The organism is Pseudoalteromonas sp. JC28 (assembly GCF_013319255.1).
In the GTDB taxonomy this organism is placed as follows: domain Bacteria; phylum Pseudomonadota; class Gammaproteobacteria; order Enterobacterales; family Alteromonadaceae; genus Pseudoalteromonas.
The window spans coordinates 481,526-498,357 of the sequence record NZ_QOKX01000002.1; the positions used below are offsets into that span (position 1 = coordinate 481,526).

At 40.3% G+C, this 16,832-nt stretch carries 15 protein-coding genes; 5 read left to right on the forward strand and 10 right to left on the reverse strand.

Annotated elements, in window-relative coordinates; translation table 11 throughout:
- Positions 1-7 precede the first annotated feature (7 nt).
- The 6 genes from DS891_RS07315 to DS891_RS07340 form a co-directional block, all read right to left on the reverse strand.
- A complete protein-coding gene (locus DS891_RS07315) occupies positions 8-529 on the reverse strand; it encodes a phage tail protein (RefSeq protein ID WP_174169348.1) in 522 nt (173 codons plus the stop codon).
- Between the two features lie 12 nt (positions 530-541).
- Complete coding sequence (locus tag DS891_RS07320) at positions 542-835, reverse strand: hypothetical protein (protein WP_223192109.1); 294 nt, start codon at positions 833-835, stop codon at positions 542-544.
- A 119-nt stretch (positions 836-954) separates the two neighbouring features.
- Positions 955-1,464 (reverse strand): GNAT family N-acetyltransferase, encoded by a 510-nt coding sequence (locus DS891_RS07325; protein WP_039494928.1) that lies wholly within the window; start codon positions 1,462-1,464, stop codon positions 955-957.
- Positions 1,465-1,482: 18 nt separating this feature from the next.
- Complete coding sequence (locus tag DS891_RS07330) at positions 1,483-2,790, reverse strand: class I SAM-dependent methyltransferase (RefSeq protein ID WP_174169350.1); 1,308 nt, start codon at positions 2,788-2,790, stop codon at positions 1,483-1,485.
- Positions 2,791-2,849: 59 nt separating this feature from the next.
- Entirely contained in the window at positions 2,850-3,467 is a 618-nt protein-coding gene (locus tag DS891_RS07335) for an aspartyl/asparaginyl beta-hydroxylase domain-containing protein (protein ID WP_010377783.1), read from the reverse strand.
- A gap of 98 nt (positions 3,468-3,565) precedes the next feature.
- Positions 3,566-4,297, reverse strand: a complete 732-nt coding sequence (locus tag DS891_RS07340) for a hypothetical protein (RefSeq protein ID WP_174169351.1) — start codon at positions 4,295-4,297, stop codon at positions 3,566-3,568.
- A 256-nt stretch (positions 4,298-4,553) separates the two neighbouring features.
- On the opposite strand from DS891_RS07340, the gene DS891_RS07345 reads away from it, so the two are divergent.
- The 4 genes from DS891_RS07345 to DS891_RS07360 are packed head-to-tail and all read left to right on the forward strand — an operon-like array spanning position 4,554 to position 11,079.
- A complete protein-coding gene (locus DS891_RS07345; protein WP_174169352.1) occupies positions 4,554-8,426 on the forward strand; it encodes a TOMM system kinase/cyclase fusion protein in 3,873 nt (1,290 codons plus the stop codon).
- Positions 8,419-9,906, forward strand: coding sequence for a hypothetical protein (locus DS891_RS07350; protein ID WP_174169353.1), 1,488 nt, complete (start codon positions 8,419-8,421; stop codon positions 9,904-9,906). Before DS891_RS07345 ends, DS891_RS07350 begins: the two co-directional genes overlap by 8 nt.
- Positions 9,899-10,144: a hypothetical protein gene (locus DS891_RS07355; protein ID WP_069019668.1), complete on the forward strand. Its 246-nt coding sequence runs from the start codon at positions 9,899-9,901 to the stop codon at positions 10,142-10,144. Before DS891_RS07350 ends, DS891_RS07355 begins: the two co-directional genes overlap by 8 nt.
- Before the next feature lie 20 nt (positions 10,145-10,164).
- Positions 10,165-11,079, forward strand: coding sequence for a hypothetical protein (locus tag DS891_RS07360; RefSeq protein WP_174169354.1), 915 nt, complete (start codon positions 10,165-10,167; stop codon positions 11,077-11,079).
- Positions 11,080-11,224: 145 nt separating this feature from the next.
- On the opposite strand, the gene DS891_RS07365 is transcribed toward DS891_RS07360, so the two are convergent.
- Positions 11,225-13,402 carry an OsmC domain/YcaO domain-containing protein gene (locus DS891_RS07365; protein WP_174169355.1) on the reverse strand — a complete coding sequence of 726 codons (2,178 nt, stop codon included), beginning with the start codon at positions 13,400-13,402 and terminating at the stop codon, positions 11,225-11,227.
- A 262-nt stretch (positions 13,403-13,664) separates the two neighbouring features.
- Between DS891_RS07365 and DS891_RS07370 the strand changes: the two genes are divergently transcribed.
- The gene (locus DS891_RS07370) at positions 13,665-14,567 is read left to right on the forward strand and encodes a phytanoyl-CoA dioxygenase family protein (RefSeq protein ID WP_010605244.1); all 903 of its coding nucleotides are present in this window, start codon (positions 13,665-13,667) and stop codon (positions 14,565-14,567) included.
- A gap of 81 nt (positions 14,568-14,648) precedes the next feature.
- On the opposite strand, the gene DS891_RS07375 is transcribed toward DS891_RS07370, so the two are convergent.
- The 3 genes from DS891_RS07375 to DS891_RS07385 all read right to left on the reverse strand — a co-directional run bounded on the left by DS891_RS07375 (position 14,649) and on the right by DS891_RS07385 (position 16,711).
- Positions 14,649-15,257: a GNAT family N-acetyltransferase gene (locus DS891_RS07375; RefSeq protein WP_174169356.1), complete on the reverse strand. Its 609-nt coding sequence runs from the start codon at positions 15,255-15,257 to the stop codon at positions 14,649-14,651.
- A gap of 128 nt (positions 15,258-15,385) precedes the next feature.
- Positions 15,386-15,979: a sulfotransferase family 2 domain-containing protein gene (locus tag DS891_RS07380; protein WP_174169357.1), complete on the reverse strand. Its 594-nt coding sequence runs from the start codon at positions 15,977-15,979 to the stop codon at positions 15,386-15,388.
- Between the two features lie 69 nt (positions 15,980-16,048).
- Positions 16,049-16,711: a hypothetical protein gene (locus DS891_RS07385; RefSeq protein ID WP_102057925.1), complete on the reverse strand. Its 663-nt coding sequence runs from the start codon at positions 16,709-16,711 to the stop codon at positions 16,049-16,051.
- Positions 16,712-16,832: the final 121 nt, after the last annotated feature.

The window sequence follows — 16,832 nt, forward strand, 5'->3', positions numbered from 1 at the left end:
GACCTCCTTAGTTTCGGCTCGGATAAATGCCAGTGAGTGCAATGGCAAAGTTAAGGGATAAGCTAGGCTGCATATTATTGTGGCTCTGACCGCCACCAATGCTTGATACCGTGGAGTCAGAGGTATTTACCAAACTTGTAGCTGCGGCATATATAGGCTCTTCCGTCTCCGTCGCCATTTGGTTTGGTCCCGGAATGTTAGCAAGCGGAAAGTTAGCCGTTTTCGTACTTGCTTGCATGATGTGGGTGTGCGCGATATTTGCTAAGGTTAACGTTACGTTTTCAGCGCCACCAATATTGCCTCTATCGTAACTAGCGCTTCCTAAGTTACCAAGCCCCACTGGCACTCTGCCACGAAAGTCTGGCAGACCAAAAGTTGTTCTACCATCACCACCATACGCGGTGCCGGTAAGAGAATAAAGGGCTGGATTTTGGCTAATTTGAATTAGCTGACCGTTACATAAAGACCAATTTTTAGGTGCCCAATTGTAGCCATAGAGGGTAACCTGTCCAATATAGGGTTCTGACATTATTAAACTCCTTTATGCTTCTTTTTTTATGCTGATAATTATTTGATACTTGTCTTTTTCGTATGCAGATAAAAACAGTGGCATTTCACCCAGCTTTTGATGCTTTAATGTATACGTATCATCAGTAAGCGGAAAATTTGATTTGGCGGTTAACGTTACAGAAAATCCTTCAAATTCATTACTGTTTAGCTTGCACTCATCAATAGCATCAACTTGCAACTCGTTTAGCTTATGCTTGCCATCGGCCGTAAATACTTCAACATCCTGACCGATTAAGTCTTCAAATAAACTACTAGTTAGTTTCACAACACTTGCTCCTTTGCTCATTAAGTTAGACTCGCTCTTGTTAACTAAAAAACAGTTATTACTACCAATGACCAAGCGAGGCGCTTTATTACCTTTCGTTTATTACCCCTCTTTTTAAATTAACCTAAAACTATATTCCTCAACGCTGGCGGATACCAAATTAGTAACTCATAAGGAGCCTTAATTGATTCAATTTTAAAGCCTAGCTTCTGATATAAACGCTTTGCATCGTAATTATTTTGCAATACCGACAGAGTCATCGGCACGCCGGATTGAGCAGCAGCTTGCTGGAAAGATTGAACAACTGCTGCACCGAGCCCTAATCCACGAGCTTGAGGTATTAAAGCAATTTCTATTAATCTCACTTCATTATTACCAAAGTCAATTGTCGCCTTGCCTATTCGCTCATGGTGTTTTTCAATAATGAAATACATAGCGTTTGGAAATTGATCTCCATAGCCATTACTTTGCGCTTTAAACTGCATTTCAATAATTGACTCTATAAAATCCTTATCTCCATCAATCAACTGCAAATCTTGCCGAGTGCTATGGTGTAAGCTTTCCAGAAAGCCTTTATCTTCTGGTTTTGACGGTCTAACATATAAACCATCTGGAGGCGTAAACTTCATCACTCTTACCTTTATATTTTAACTATAAAAACCAACTACTTTTCGATTAATAGCACCAACTAATTTATCATCAAGTCGATTACCAATTTTATCAAGCAGCCAAAACTCAAATTCCTCAAACAACCTAAACCGATACAAGGCTTCTAAAACCAATTCTAAACTTAACTCAAGTTCACCCCATATTTGTGTATCCAAAGACCACTCACATTCATGGTTGTTAATATCAAGCTTATTTACTTTATTTAATTGGCATTTAACGAAGATACGTTTAATTTGGAAAATTCCAGACTCACCCACCTCATGATAAGCGGGAAGATTTGGTAAGCTTTCATCAGGGAAGCTAAAGATGAACTCAGGTATTGGATCGTTAATATACTCAAAAGTAATCCGATCACCGGCCTTTAGATTTTTATCTTGGTACTTAATTGGTAAATTCAAGCTGCATTGGTTTTCGGTGAGTCTATGCTCCCTATAGACTTTGATTTCCGTTTTCAATTCCAGTGTATGATAAACTTTCCCGCAATCCGGTACCTCAAACGAACCAGATAACACATCTAGGTTATTCTCATTGAGTGCGCTGGCTGTGTTTTTATCGAGACGGAAAAACGAACCAAGCTCAGCTGGGTTGACTCTTTGCTCACTTTTCGTCAGAGAACTTGGATTGCATAGCCAAGCAGTAAGCTCAATTTCTTGAGGTATGAGCTCTCCATCTGGCTTTAAAAACTGTTGAAGGTGACTAAAAATCCATACTTGAGGCTCTCTGCGTAATAAGGTATTCATGGTCTCGGATATGATGAGATCAAACTCTATTGGTTCTTCAGGTAGCCAAGTTGTTGCATCTGCGTGTACTATACGTTTCACCATATGAGCGATATCTAGTTTAGTTACCAGCTCATGTATTGCTTGCGTATTTTCAGGATGAATATCTAAAAGTGTCACGGAGACTGGACTCGTTTTGTGAAGCGCGAGAAAAGGTAATAGTAATACACCATATGGCCCGGTCCCTGCGTAGAGGATATTTATATTATCTTGCTGATTGATTTTGTCTCGTATCGCGCTCGCAACGCCCTGCATAAATATCTGACTACGTAGCGTTTCTAGTAAACATTTAGCTGCCTGAACAGGTGAAATCGCGACCCCTTTGTCAGTGTTTATATCAGACCAATCATTCATATCGAAGTCAGTGGATACGCCTGTTAGTTCAGCTAGAGCCTCAGACATAGATAGTGCGTGAGGTCTATTTAGCCCAGCATCAATCTCATTTAGGAGCAAAGCTTGAGAGTGCTCTAGCAATTTTTTTACTTGGTACACGCTGCCAGACGTCATTACAGATCCTTCAACCTATTATTTTTAAATCACTTGCTAACGAAACACACTGCATTTTTTTAGCTTGTATACTCTTCACAAGGAACGCCCATTGACCCTGACTGGCAATCTAATAACCAATCATTTACTTTGCAATCAATAACGATATTGACTCTATCAAGGTTTCCTCGGTTAGCGACACTGTGTATTTTGTCCGCATTTATGTACCACACCTCTCCTTCTTTCATTGGTACTTGCATACCATCAACGACAAACTCAAGAGCAGTGTCGATGACCAAAGGTATATGAAGTCTTGCTTCACCATTTTCGATACAAAGGCCGCCATCTCTGTGAGGTTTTATAAAAGCACCTGCTTTCAATCGCATGATTCTTACAGAGAGAACTTCACAGGGGAAATTATCAACGAATGATTTAAGTAGCGGCTTTTCTTCTAATATAGGTAAGTTTTGCCAGTGAGTGCCTGACTCAATCGCAAAGTTTTGTAAGATCGGGTGAGCAGATAAATGCTCTGACAAACAACGCAACGCAACTACGTCCCACCCGCCGTCGTAATTTGCTTTATTTACATGGTCAGTCCAGGCCAGCTCATTCAGCGTCCCAAGCTCGTCGAGTACTTGTTGATGTTCAAGAAAAATTGGAAGCTTAAAATAAGCTAACCGTTCCTTACTATATGGCATAACCATCCTTAAGTTCACAGATAACTAACCTAACGTAACTCAAGCTCCAAACTGCTTAAGTGGCAAAAAAGTAAAATCCGATCAAGCCCTTACTCAGCTTAGTCCACCTCGATAAAATTGCGAATATTTTGATCTAATTTCCATTGGTGATCTGAAAACTTCCCACCATTGATAATAATCTGATTAGCGCCATCGATACTTGTAACTGTGCGTTTTTGCTTTTGACTCAATGTATAGTTTTTTAAAAATACTCCATTGCTTTCAAAAACTTTGATACTAGAACTGCCAGAATTCAAAACAAATAACTGATTAGACTTACCTATGGTGATGCTCTTTGGACCATTAAGTTGATAGTCTTGCTCAATTCCGAACTCACCAAAAGTGCCCAATATTTCACCGCTAAAGTCGGCTAACACTATGTGGTGCTTTCCAGGTTGCAATAAATAAAGCTGTTGTTGTGTCGGATCTACAGCAAAATCTTTAAGATCGCTAATGTATTTAGGTAAAGGCAATTCATTGGAAGCAGGGTTACCCTGGGTATCAAAAACCCTGATCACCTTCTCATGTTCGAAGTAAACGTAGAGAGAATCTCCGTAACGCCTAATTATATTGGCTCTTTTTTTAAAAGAAACTCGTTCCCCTGAAGGGCTTAGAACATCCCTGATAGGTACTTGAATACCGAGTTCATTTAATAGGTTTTCAGGAAGCCTTTCCGTTGTATCTTTTGATACTCCAGAAGCAGTGAAGCTTTGTCTAGCAAAACTAACAGGAGGCAAGACTGATGCAACCGTGAGTGCTGCACCAGCAAACATAAACGTTCGGCGTTTCATTCATTTTTCCTTTTTATTCTTATAGGTAAAGTATGCCAACTTTTTCGAGCAGAAGGAATTACACTCCATTACAAGCAATATTCCAAAAAACTCACCCAAATAAAAATAGAATACTTTCAAACACTTACAAAATCCCACAGTCAACCCAGACTGTTAATTATCCAATTTTAAAAAACAATTAAAATTCTCATGCTAGACAAGTATTTACATTCCAATTACCCTATACCATTAACAAAAAATAAGAATTAGTAATCATATGTCTCTGACACAGTTTTCGGATAGCCATATTGTCGATGTATTCCAGTCTGACAAATACCAACTACTTGAAAAAATTGGAGAAGGTGGATTCGGTAAAGTTTTTAAGGCGCGCCAAATAAACACAGGGCAAATCGTTGCACTAAAATTTTTGGCGTTAGAACCACAACTAGAAGCGACGAAAAAACAAAGATATGCAGAACGTTTCAATCGTGAAACCTTACTTTGTAGTCAATTAAACCACCCAAATATCGTACGATTATTAGATAAAGGACAATTAAATGAAAATTTAATGTTTGGAGTCTTCGAGTATGTGGAAGGACAAACATTAAGGGACTATCTAAGTCAAAATGGCGCGATTGATTCTGTGTATGCAACCGACATCATGTTGCAGGTGCTAGATGCACTTATTCATGCCCATCAACAAGGCATCATTCATAGAGACATAAAACCAACCAATATTATGCTAAGCCAATCTGGTGCTAAGACTTACGCCAAAATACTTGATTTTGGTATCGGTACACTTGCGCAAGAAAGCCGCCAACATGACTTTGAAACAATCACGCTTACGCAAGAAACATTGGGCACGCCTTCTTACAGCGCACCAGAACAATTACGTGGCGAGCCAGCTTCTGCCAAATCAGATCTTTATGTATGGGGTCTGGTATTCTTAGAATGTTTAACTGGCGTGCCTGCGGTAACGGGCACTAGCGTCGCATCGATTTATCACAAACAATTAAGCGATGTACATATTCCAATTCCAAGCGCCCTACTTGGCCACCCCCTTGCGGGACTGCTTAGGCGTGTACTCAATAAAAGTGCGTTGGAACGTGTGATCACTGCAACCGAGGCATTTTCTGAACTTGCTCGGATGAACGTATCGAACCTTGTTGGTGTGCTAAATGATGTTAAAGCCCAGCATGGTTACGACGAAACCACAGTAATGATCCGTGATGACGATCCTAATCATCGCGCCATTCAAGAATATACTGCGCTTACCGAACGCAAACAGCTAACCGTTCTTGCGGTAAGGTTAAGTGTCAAAGCACTCGACAACAATGAAAAAGACTTCGATGTCATAGACACGGTTTATAAATCTCAACGCAATCACTTTATTGATATCGCGACTCGTTACGGCGCTTATCATGTGGGTAATCTCGCCGATACCAGTTTGTTTTATTTTGGCTACCCCGTTAGCAGCGATAATGATGCGCGATTATCTGCCCGTACCGCACTTGAAATGATAAGCGAGCTTGCGAAGCGTAACGCGCTAATGCAAGAAGCTCACAGAGTCGCGCTTAACGCCCATATAGGCATTCACACTGGAATATTTATTACCTATGCTAATGCCGTACCTGAAGGACATCACGCGAATATTGCAGCAGCACTCTCCCGTGAAGCTGGCGAGCGTCAAGTCTTATGTAGTGCAGAGTCACGCTCACTCCTTGATGCTTTTTCTGAATTCAATCTGTACGGTCAAGTACAAATAGGCCCGTTATTTGAACTAACGCCGGTTTATAACTTGCAAGGAGAACGTCGCATCGAAGCATTTGGCTTTATGCGTGGTACAAAGAACCATCACGAACTTGTTGGTCGTCACCTTGAGCTTGAACAGACACTTTCACTCATTAATAACGAGGTCGAAGGTGCAACCCGCATCGCTCACATTCATGGTGAGGCTGGCATAGGTAAATCTCGGCTGCTGCAAGAAATTCGTGCTAATGCACCGCAATATCAACATTTAGTCGCCCAGTGTTTACCAGAGCATCAAAATAATGCTTTGTATCCAATTTTAACGCTGGTCAAGTATCTATTTAACACCGAGCAGCTAGATGCTCATTCAGCCAATACCGTTTTTAGTTATGTATTATCCAACATGGATAGTAAGCTCGATTTAGCACAAGCTATCCCTGTGTTGCTAGTTTGGCTCAATATCTCACTTGATGATGAAATCACGCCTTCTACACTTTCTCCCGATGAGCAGAAGCAAGTATTGTTTAAAGGGCTTTGTGCATTGTTATTGTCAAATCGTCACGGGCTCAGTAAATTTAAACTCTACATTATCGAGGACATTCACTGGGCAGATAGCACCACCTTAGAGTTTTTACATCACTTTGTCAGCGCGCTCGCTTCAGGTGATGTTTTACTAAGCACTTCAAGACAAGCGGTGCCTAATCAGCTAAAAGACCTCACCTTAGTGGATGTTTGTCTGAAAAAACTAACCGAAAAGGCCACCGAAGACTTTATCATTAATCTATTTGATGGCCGCCGAGTGTCAGAGCAAGTTCTCAAATTACTTACCAGCCGCACCGACGGGATCCCGCTATTTATTGAAGAACTCGTCAACATGCTTAAACAAAAGGCATTAGTTGGAGATAAAGGCGGAGAGATTGACTTCCTCGCACCAGATAAACTTGACCATGTACCTACGAGTTTAAGGGAGTCATTACAACAAAAACTAGATAGCCTTAGTCACGCCAAAGAAACAGCCCAACTAGCAGCCACAATTGGCCGAGAGTTTGAATATGATTTACTCGTTGCGGCATCTTCTTTAAGCGAAAACCAGATCCAAAACGACTTAAATGAGTTGAAAGCAAACGACCTTATTGTGCAGCAACGTCGTGTTGATAACGATAGCTATATTTTTAAGCATGCGCTGGTGAGAGATGCGGCTATAGCTAGCATTCCTAACTTTCTACACACACAGCTTTATAAAAAGTTAGCAAACGTTCTTTTGTGCAATGATAGTACTCACTTTAATAGCCGTGTTTCTTTACAGCTCCAAGCTGAATATTACATTGGTGCAGAACTCATTGAACTTGGAATAGGCTCCTTGATTGCCGCTGGTAATGAACAGAATCAAAAAGGTGCCTATAAAGAAGCAATGAACCTATTATCAGGTGCTGAAGGCTTATATCAAAGTAAAGCGCTTGATAAGGTAGAAATTGCGTTGAGAATTTACCTTGGGATTGCGCACAGCCTCTCAGCAACCCTTGGTTTTTCCGATCCTCATGTCGAACTTTATTATAATAAAATTAACGAACTGGAGATATCAGCAGCTGATCCTGAGCTAGTGTTGGCTGCTCACTTTGTGTCTTCAGTCTTTGGTATTGTTACCTGCCAACATCACATGACAAAAAGAGCGCTTGATAGCCTCTCAGAAATAGCAAATGAAAAAAATGGTCAGCATTTAAAAGTACCAGTTTTATTTCAGCTAGGGCAATTTGCTACTGTAAGCGGAAAGCCAGAAGAAGGTTTTTCATACTTAAAGCAGAGTTTAGCTGTATATGACCCTACGCACCGTAAGTTTTATAGTGAGCTAATAGCATACGATATAGAAGTTGCGATTCGAGTTTATGGCGCACTAAATGCGGCACAGATTGGTGATCGTAAAATCGCTTTAGACTGGCTTGAAAAAGCCTTAAATCAGGCAAAATCTATAAACAACCCCCACACTATAGCCCATAGCTATGTGAGAGCATCTCAGCTTTATATAATACTTAGGCAACCAGAAAAAGTACTTGAATATGCTGATTTAGCACTAACAGTATCCAATTTACACGGCTATCAATTATGGACAGCTTTTGCGAAATGCTTTAAAGCATGGGCATTAGCAACACTTAACGGCAACCGTTCGGAGGAAAGCCCTGTTTCACTGTTTGAACAAGGAACACAGTTTCTAGACGCTGTAGGACTAAAGTCTCATGCACTCTGGCTAGCTGCGTTAAAATCCCAAGTTTTATATAAACTTGGCCACAAACCTCAGGCTTTAACACTTATTTCAACTACAATCAAAGATCTGAAGACTAGCGATGAAAAGCTATATCAACAAGAAATTATCGACACAATAAGGATGATTGAAAATAATGAATAAGTTATTAATTAAACTAACTATTAACTTATCCTTTGTATTCTCTATTGCTTCCTCATGGGCAGCCGATCCGCTGACTGAGTTAAAGAATGAAATAAATAAAAGTATAAATTCCAAAAACTCTAGATTCCTAAAATATGGAAATACGAATAAAAAGTCTGAATTCCTTAGAGTGCCCAATCAGTTTATATGCACTTTCCCTGATGGAAATCAAATTTATAATATAATCAAAAAAAACAATGAAATTATTGAAGATATTACCGATAAATCAGTGCAACTTGCAATGGTTCAGGAGCTAAGGGCATTTGAAGAAAAAATAATGAACATTTCCGCTTGGGATTTGTTTCTCTCGGTAAACAGTAACATAAACAGTAAAAACAGTGCTTTTCCAGATTCAGTGAGTTTTACCTCTGATTACATCCCTCGCTGGGGAGCTTGGCTTCACGACACGACATCGTCCCCCAAATTAGTTGATGCGAATACATTTGAGATGAACGCAAAATCAGTGAGTGATGGTAATTGGAAGTGCCAAGGTGATTGTCTGAAGAATACACTCGACTTGGAACTGTTTTCTAAAGAGCAAAGAGTAGATGGCGGTGGTATCCTAATCGACCAAGCTGGAAATCCTATCTACTACGAAAGCCGTGCAAACGGGCTGTTATATCAAGATCTTGCTGAAGGGTTTCAATATAGTGTTCCTATGTCTTTTCCTCTTGGGCAATGTACTGAATACATAGACATTGGACTTGAAGTAGGTGGAGAGGCCGGTAAAAGGCAAAATATTTTACCTGTTGTTTCTGTGAAACTTGGATGGAAAATTCTTACAAAGCAAGACGATCCAAACAAATACTTTTCAATGGAAAACATTACATTAAATCTAAATGGCAAGACAGTTCAGTCCAAATTGGGACTAGTCGCAATGCATGTTGCTATTAAAGAGCAGCGCCAATATCAGTGGCGTTGGGTAACATTCGAACATATTGATAACCTCAACGAGCCAGAACAACATAGCTCTGAGACGCCAACTTTTAATAACCCTAATTGTCATGATTGCTGTGACAATTTACTACCAAAGAAAAGTGATAGTCCAGCTCAGCTAACACGACTTGAGCCCCTTTCAACTAATACAATTTTGCTAAATAATAAAATGCGCTCATTATTGAAAAGCAATAACTCCGTTTTTCAGCACTATAAGCTAGTAAGAACTCAATATACGAGTCTTGTCACTCCTAATTTGAAACAATTTTTTATCGAGCGAACACCTAGTGACGCAAGAAATGCTGTTTTAGAGCCATTTGTATTGCCAGAAATAACAAATTGCTCAAATAAAGAAAAATACATCGTACCTATACATACATTCAAAACTGGCTGTATGGGGTGCCATAAGTACGCAGAATATAAAACGAAAAATGGTAAATCTGAAACCGCAGACTTTACTTTTATCTCTCCATTAAATATACAAAAGGAAAATACAAATGAGTAATAACAATATCGATTTCGCATATGCAGTGATCCATAATATTGATAATGCAACGGAAGATTTCAAAGCAAAACCAGAGATCCTTATGGCAAAGTTTGAACTAGAAGAAAACGCTAAAGAAAAGCTAAGAGAAATAGGTAAGGCTTGGAGTAATGGACAAACCACAGATGTAGAAAAAGGCTGGGCAGAATTTGCAGAGCAATTCATAGGCCCTGAACTGTTCGCTGCAATGCGCTGGTAGTCATAATTATGCAGGTTGTTATGTCAAACTATATCAAACTAGTCGAAAAAAGTCTTATCGCTCTGCGAGTAGATAACAGTGCGATAAGTAAGGTGCTGGATAAAGTCAATCCTATTGAAGCTTCTACTTCTAGTATATTTATCGAAACAAGACCTTTAGATCAAAGTAAGCTGGATATAACAACCTGCCACCACTTTACAAGAGATTGGGAATGCGCAGGCCTAGACAACTTAAAATTTGACCTAATAAAGAAACTGGATTTCAAATATAGACCAAAGACAGTCTGGTTGGAATACGATGACATTGCTGAAAGTGAGACTTCACCCGGCTTGCACCTTAGTGTAAACCAACAGACCATGGTCAATATATCTGAACTATGCGATATCCTATTTAATAGCGGCACACCTATCGACAATGAGCATTTTGAACGGTTATTACAATTAGCTGAAATACAGCATATTTCTAATCTTCACAGAGACCATGATGAAACGCTGAAACTACACCTCAAACCCAATAATTTGAGCAGTATCAAGCTCATAGAGGAGTTTTCTACATTTATCACTGACAACTCTTGTATGGAAATGGTTGAAAGTGTTTGCCAACTAGATGAAAGTTATTTTGACTATATATTTCTAGACTTAAGCTTTTATAACAACGCCCCTCTTCCCATAATTGGGATATATCTTTCTAATAAGAATAAAAAAAGTAAAAATTATTTAAGTGACTTTAAGCGGATATTAGCCTTCTTAGAGCTGGAAATTTCAGCTGTGGAAGCAATATTTTCGCTCATTAATAATGAAGAAGATGTCTGTCTAGACATAAAAATCGTCATCACAGCAGAAACTATTTACACTAAGCTTTACACCGGTGTCATAAATAGCCGAGCAGTAGATGTGGAAGAAATGGCAAAAAAACTGAAATTGGTTTTTAGTTAATGTAAAAACCAATGTCAGCGTATACGAGTTTTAAAGAGCCACTTTGGTATTTGTTGAGCACATTAGTGAATAATACTTACATTAATGTTAACTCGATAAGAAATGTTAATAAAGGTGCTAAAATCTCAGCACCTTTAAGTTTATTTTAGGCAAATTTCCCTCTTGCTGCATGAAGCTTCTTATAACTTTCAATAAGACGCAGGTGCTTATCTAAACCTTCCAGCTTCATGTTAGTTGGCGTTAAACCATAGAATTTCACATCACCATTAATTGAGCCAATAACCGCATCCATCACGTCTTTAGAGAACATGCGAGTAAAGTTATGAATGTAATCTTCAATTTCTAGCTCTTCATCCAACGCGACTTCAAGTGTGGCATGCATTGCTTGGTAGAATAAGCCACGCTCAACGGTGTTGTCGTTAAACTGCAAAAAGGTTTCAACTAGTTCAATGGCCGTTTCGATATCGCCAAGCGCTAGATAGATTAAAATCTTAAGCTCAAGAATTGTAAGCTGACCCCACACCGTATTTTCGTCAAACTCAACACCAATTAGGGTGATAATATCGATATAGTTATCAAGCTGGCTGTCTTCTAAGCGCTCGACCAAGTTAGCTAATGCTTCGTCATCTAGAGAATGGATGTTGAGAATATCTTCACGATATTGCAGTGCTTTATTGGTGTTGTCCCAAATAAGATCTTCGGCAGGGTACACTTCAGAAAAGCCCGGAACCAAAATACGGCAAGCGAACCCTAAGTCTGTGAACTCCGCAATATAGGCTTCTTTACCTAACCCTTCCAAGATGCCAAATAACTTATCGCATTCTTCTTCATTCGTGCCTGTAAAATCCCACTCAACAAAGTCGTAGTCATGCTTCGTACTAAAGAAGCGCCATGAGATCACCCCCGTAGAATCGATAAAGTGTTCAACAAAATTCTCCGGCTCAGATACCGCCATGCTGTTAAACGTAGGTTTTGGTACATCGTTTAAGCCTTCAAAACTACGGCCTTGTAACAACTCAGTTAAACTGCGCTCAAGTGCAACTTCCAAGCTTGGATGCGCACCAAAAGAGGCAAATACACCGCCTGTTTTAGGGTTCATCAGGGTCACACACATCACAGGAAATTGACCGCCCAGAGACGCATCTTTCACCACCACAGGAAAGCCCTGTTCTTCAAGCCCTTTTATCCCTTCAACAATACCTGGATATTTAGCAAGTACAGACTCTGGCACGTCAGGCAACACAATTTCCTGTTCGATGATTTGCTTTTTCACCGCGCGTTCAAAGATTTCAGATAAACACTGCACTTTCGCTTCAAACAGGTTATTACCAGCACTCATACCGTTACTTAGGAATAAGTTTTCTATTAGATTTGACGGAAAATACACGGTTTCACCATCTGAATGGCGAGTGTACGGAATAGAACAAATACCGCGCGCTACATTACCTGAATTTGTGTCGATTAGATGCGAACCGCGTAGTTCACCTTCTGGGTCGTAAATTTCACGAGTGTAGTCGTCTAAAATTTCAGTAGGAAGCGCATCATCAGCTTCGGGTTTAAACCACTTTTCGTTCGGGTAGTGAACAAATTCAGCATTTGCGATTTCTTCACCAAAAAACTGATCATTATAAAAGAAGTTGCAATTTAAACGCTCAATAAACTCACCAAGTGCTGAGCATAGCGCGCTTTCTTTGGTTGCCCCTTTACCATTGGTGAAACACATTGGTGAAGCAGCATCACGAATATGCAAAGACCAGACGTGTGGCACGATATTACGCCATGATGCAACCTCAATCTTCATGCCTAAATCCGACAGGATTTTGGTCATATTTGCGATAGTCTGTTCCAGCGGAAGATCTTTACCTAGGATAAAAGTGCTGTCGCTTTCGCTGGTATCAACCATCAGCATAGCCTGCGAGTCATCTTCAAGGCTTTCAACCGCTTCCACTTGGAATTCAGGTCCTGTTTGGATCACTTTTTTAACAGTACAGCGATCAATTGAGCGCAGGATACCTTGGCGGTCTTTTTCAGAAATGCTTTCCGGAAGCTCCACCTGAATTTTAAAAATTTGGTTATAACGATTTTCAGGATCAACGATGTTGTTTTGCGCCACACGAATTCCATCCGTTGGAATGTCACGCGCATTACAATACACTTTCACAAAGTAAGCTGCACAAAGCGCTGAAGAAGCTAAAAAGTAGTCAAAGGGACTTGGTGCTGAGCCATCGCCTTTATAGCGAATTGGCTGATCTGCAATGACAGAAAAGTCGTCAAATTTGGCATCAATTCTGAGATTGTCGAGGTAATTTACTTTGATTTCCATTGGAAGGTTCCGGTGTGTTGCAATCGAAAACGCCAATTGTACTTGAGGATGCAAAGTGGTGCCAATGGAAGTTTCTGTTTATTCGAGTTGAGTTAATATAAACAAAATCCACAATGTAACCCACCGTAATTGCGCTAACTGGCATTTTACGACACTATAGTCAGTGCTGTAGCTGAGACAGACTCTATTGGCAGGCGAGTGAATATACTCGACAAACAACACTTAAGTCTGACAAGCAACAAAATAACTAGGAAGTACACGCATGACGATTGTGAGCAAAAGCAAACTCGATTTTTACAAAAACAACGGCTTCGTTTTATTTGAACAAACTTTACCCGACAAACTGCTGGAAAAACTGAAGCGACTATCTAATGCGCTCGAGAGTAAAGCAAAACAAGCACAGCAAGATGGAAAAATCGCGACTCAATACCATTTATCAAATGAATCAGGTGAGCCAAAACTCTTTCGTTATAATGATTTGCTTTTTGAAGCGCCCGAGTTAATTATCGAACTACTCGCAACACCAGCAATGTTAGCGATCAGTGAACACCTTTGTGGTGTAGGCAGCGTTCCATTGCAATGTGACTTAGTCTGCAAATATCCACATCCCCACCCTCACATAGCTTGGCATCAAGATGCTCCTCATTCTCGTCATTTTGCATATTTAAATGTCGGTATCTATCTTGATGATGCGAATATAGATGACGGGTGCTTACGCTATTTGCCAAATTCCCAACACCAAATTTTGGATATTTATTCTCTCTCGAGCGAATATGGCTGGAACATTCCAGGGGTTGTACAGCAACCAGCTAAAGCCGGAGATATCTTAGTTCAAGACATGATGGTTTTACATGGCTCTGAGCCGAAACGCACTGAAGGTCCGAGAAGGACAATATATGTAGAGCTTCGGCCACTTGCAGGTGTCAATGAGAATCAAAGTAGTGAATGGGCTGAGCTTAGAAAGCAGTGGATGGCGCACGTTATTCAGGCTGCAGACCCAGAAGACGTACCTGAGAATTGGCTAGCCGTTTATGGTGAACCCAATTATGATTTGAATACGCTAGTAGAGCGTATCAAACAGAAACGAGAGGCCGTGATCCCAGCAGTTTGGGCACCGAAAATTGTTGAGCACCCAGACTATCCTACACCCGCCGACCTACGTTAGTCTGCATGAAGTAATTGTCACCGCTTATCGATGACAATTACCTCTGACCATACGGTGTTTGAAATTTTCTCTCACTTCACCTTAGCTAAAATCAAAAACACGATTTACTTCAATGCTATAGCACACTTCTTCAAACCTAAATCGTTTCATTGTTATCCCTTGGGCTTGGTCGAGGTTTACCGCCCCATGCTTTTCGTAAAAGCGTCTTGCTTGTTGGTTTTGTTCATAGATCCAGGTGTAAGCGCTTTGACAACCCAGCTCGTAAAGCTTTAACAAGCGTGCTTTCAACAGCGCCCTACCGAGCCCGCGGTTTTGGTGACTTGGTAAAATGTAACCACGATAAAGCTCGCCAGCATTCGTTCTCGATACTTTTTGGCTAACCGGGTTATACATTCGGCGATAAATCCCAGCAGCGCCGCAGCCTAATATTTTCCTGCCATCAGTCACAAGCAATGCTGTTTGGGTTGTCGAATTTTTGATAATCTCAGACCAAATAGTTGCAAAAAATTCGACGTTTCCCCTTTTTAGCACGTGCTCTGGTAAAAACCCGCTAAAGGCCGCTTGCCAACTCACCTTGGTGACTAAAGCCATTTCCTCTATATCTGCGGTGCTAGCAGTCTTTATGGTGATTTTTTCTGGCAGGTTAAATACGTCAACAAATGCCTTTTCATCTAACTCAGTGATATCCATATAAACACTCAGAAGCTCTTTTAAGTAACAATTAACACATTATTGTTACAACTTGTGATTTATACAAATATTTATTCCAACTTCCTTCTTGCTTGGATATTTACCGTTTTTCACAAGGCCGACCACTATCAAAATTTATACCCAAATTGATAAATATCATCTAGGAAAAGCTCCTCAGCCAATTTTAACGCTAAATCAGAGTAGTAATGACGGTAGTGCCTACTTGATGCTTGATTATAATAAGGTAAATAATAATCTTTGCTCCCCAACTTCCTTAAAATTCGCTTACTGTCTTTTTGATAGTTTTCAAAGCGGCAAATTTCATTAACGAGTGAATTTCCCAAATGGTCAGATAACTGGGACCATTGACTCCACGCTATTCCGCCGTGCAGCTCTGCAACCATCTCTTGTACAAATAGTTCAAACCTCTCTTTCTCTGCATAATGATGCTTCTCAGATACCGCTTCTGAGTGTAGACTTTTACCTTTCTCTAATAGTGAATACCAAGAAACGAGTCTTTCCCATGGGTTACGTACAAAAGCAAATTTAAACGTACTCTCAAACGCTTCCGGCAATGCCGCTCTAGCCTCTAGAAGCGATGCATGCTGGCTGCATATCATCCTTAGGTCTGGCGCCGTTTGCCTGAGGACACTACATAACGACGTACCGCCAGTGCGGCTAATGTGGCAGAACAAAAAATTGTACTTTTTAGAATAAAACATAAGCCTCATCATTTCAGACTACAAAATGCATTTTCTTCACTTTGTTAAAGCATCCTTGGTCAAGAATAACTACAAAGTCGAAATCAGGTCTCGCTGACTCACCTTACCAAGTTTAAGCTGTTCGTAAGAATGATAGATAGCCTTTTTGCTATCTTGCAGTCGCTGGGTAATGTCTTCACCTTCAAGTAGCGCCGCTTGCGCGGCTTCTAGCCTATCTTGCGTATCAGTAATAATTGCTGTTAATTTTGCTTTATCTGATCTAATTAGCGTACTGTCCTGCTCGACTTTTTGCTCAAGCATAGTTAACAACTCTGAGCGTACAGTTACCGTTTTATACTCTTTAAAGTCCAATCCCAGATGATTAAATAACAGTGCTTGGTTCATCTCTTCTGGTGCAATTTCTACTTCAATTGGCATCTCTACAATGTTCGTCATCATTTCACGATACATCTCGATGTTATATTCGCGGCTGCCTATTTTGTGATTCGAACTCACCAGAGCTTCATGGGCTAGCTTTTCAGCTTGCTCAAAATGCTTGGTAAGGTAGGTCGATTGGGTGTTGTTCGGGGCTTTTTCTTGAACGGCCTTTGCGGCTTCCATAAACGAAGGTGTACCTGAATTTTTTGCCACTGAATTAGAAATGTCTTGATCGCTCACAGCATTATTGTTCTTTCGACTATAAAGATCGTTCGAACCATACATTTGTGAATAAGGTGAATTTTGAATGTACATACTCGCTCCTTGGTGCATTGGCTGTTCTAGTACAGCAATAAGTGCGCCAAGGAAGCGTTATTAACCTGATCTCGGGTTAGTTAGAGTCCTAGGAGTCTTTTAACCAATTTTTCGATGTAAT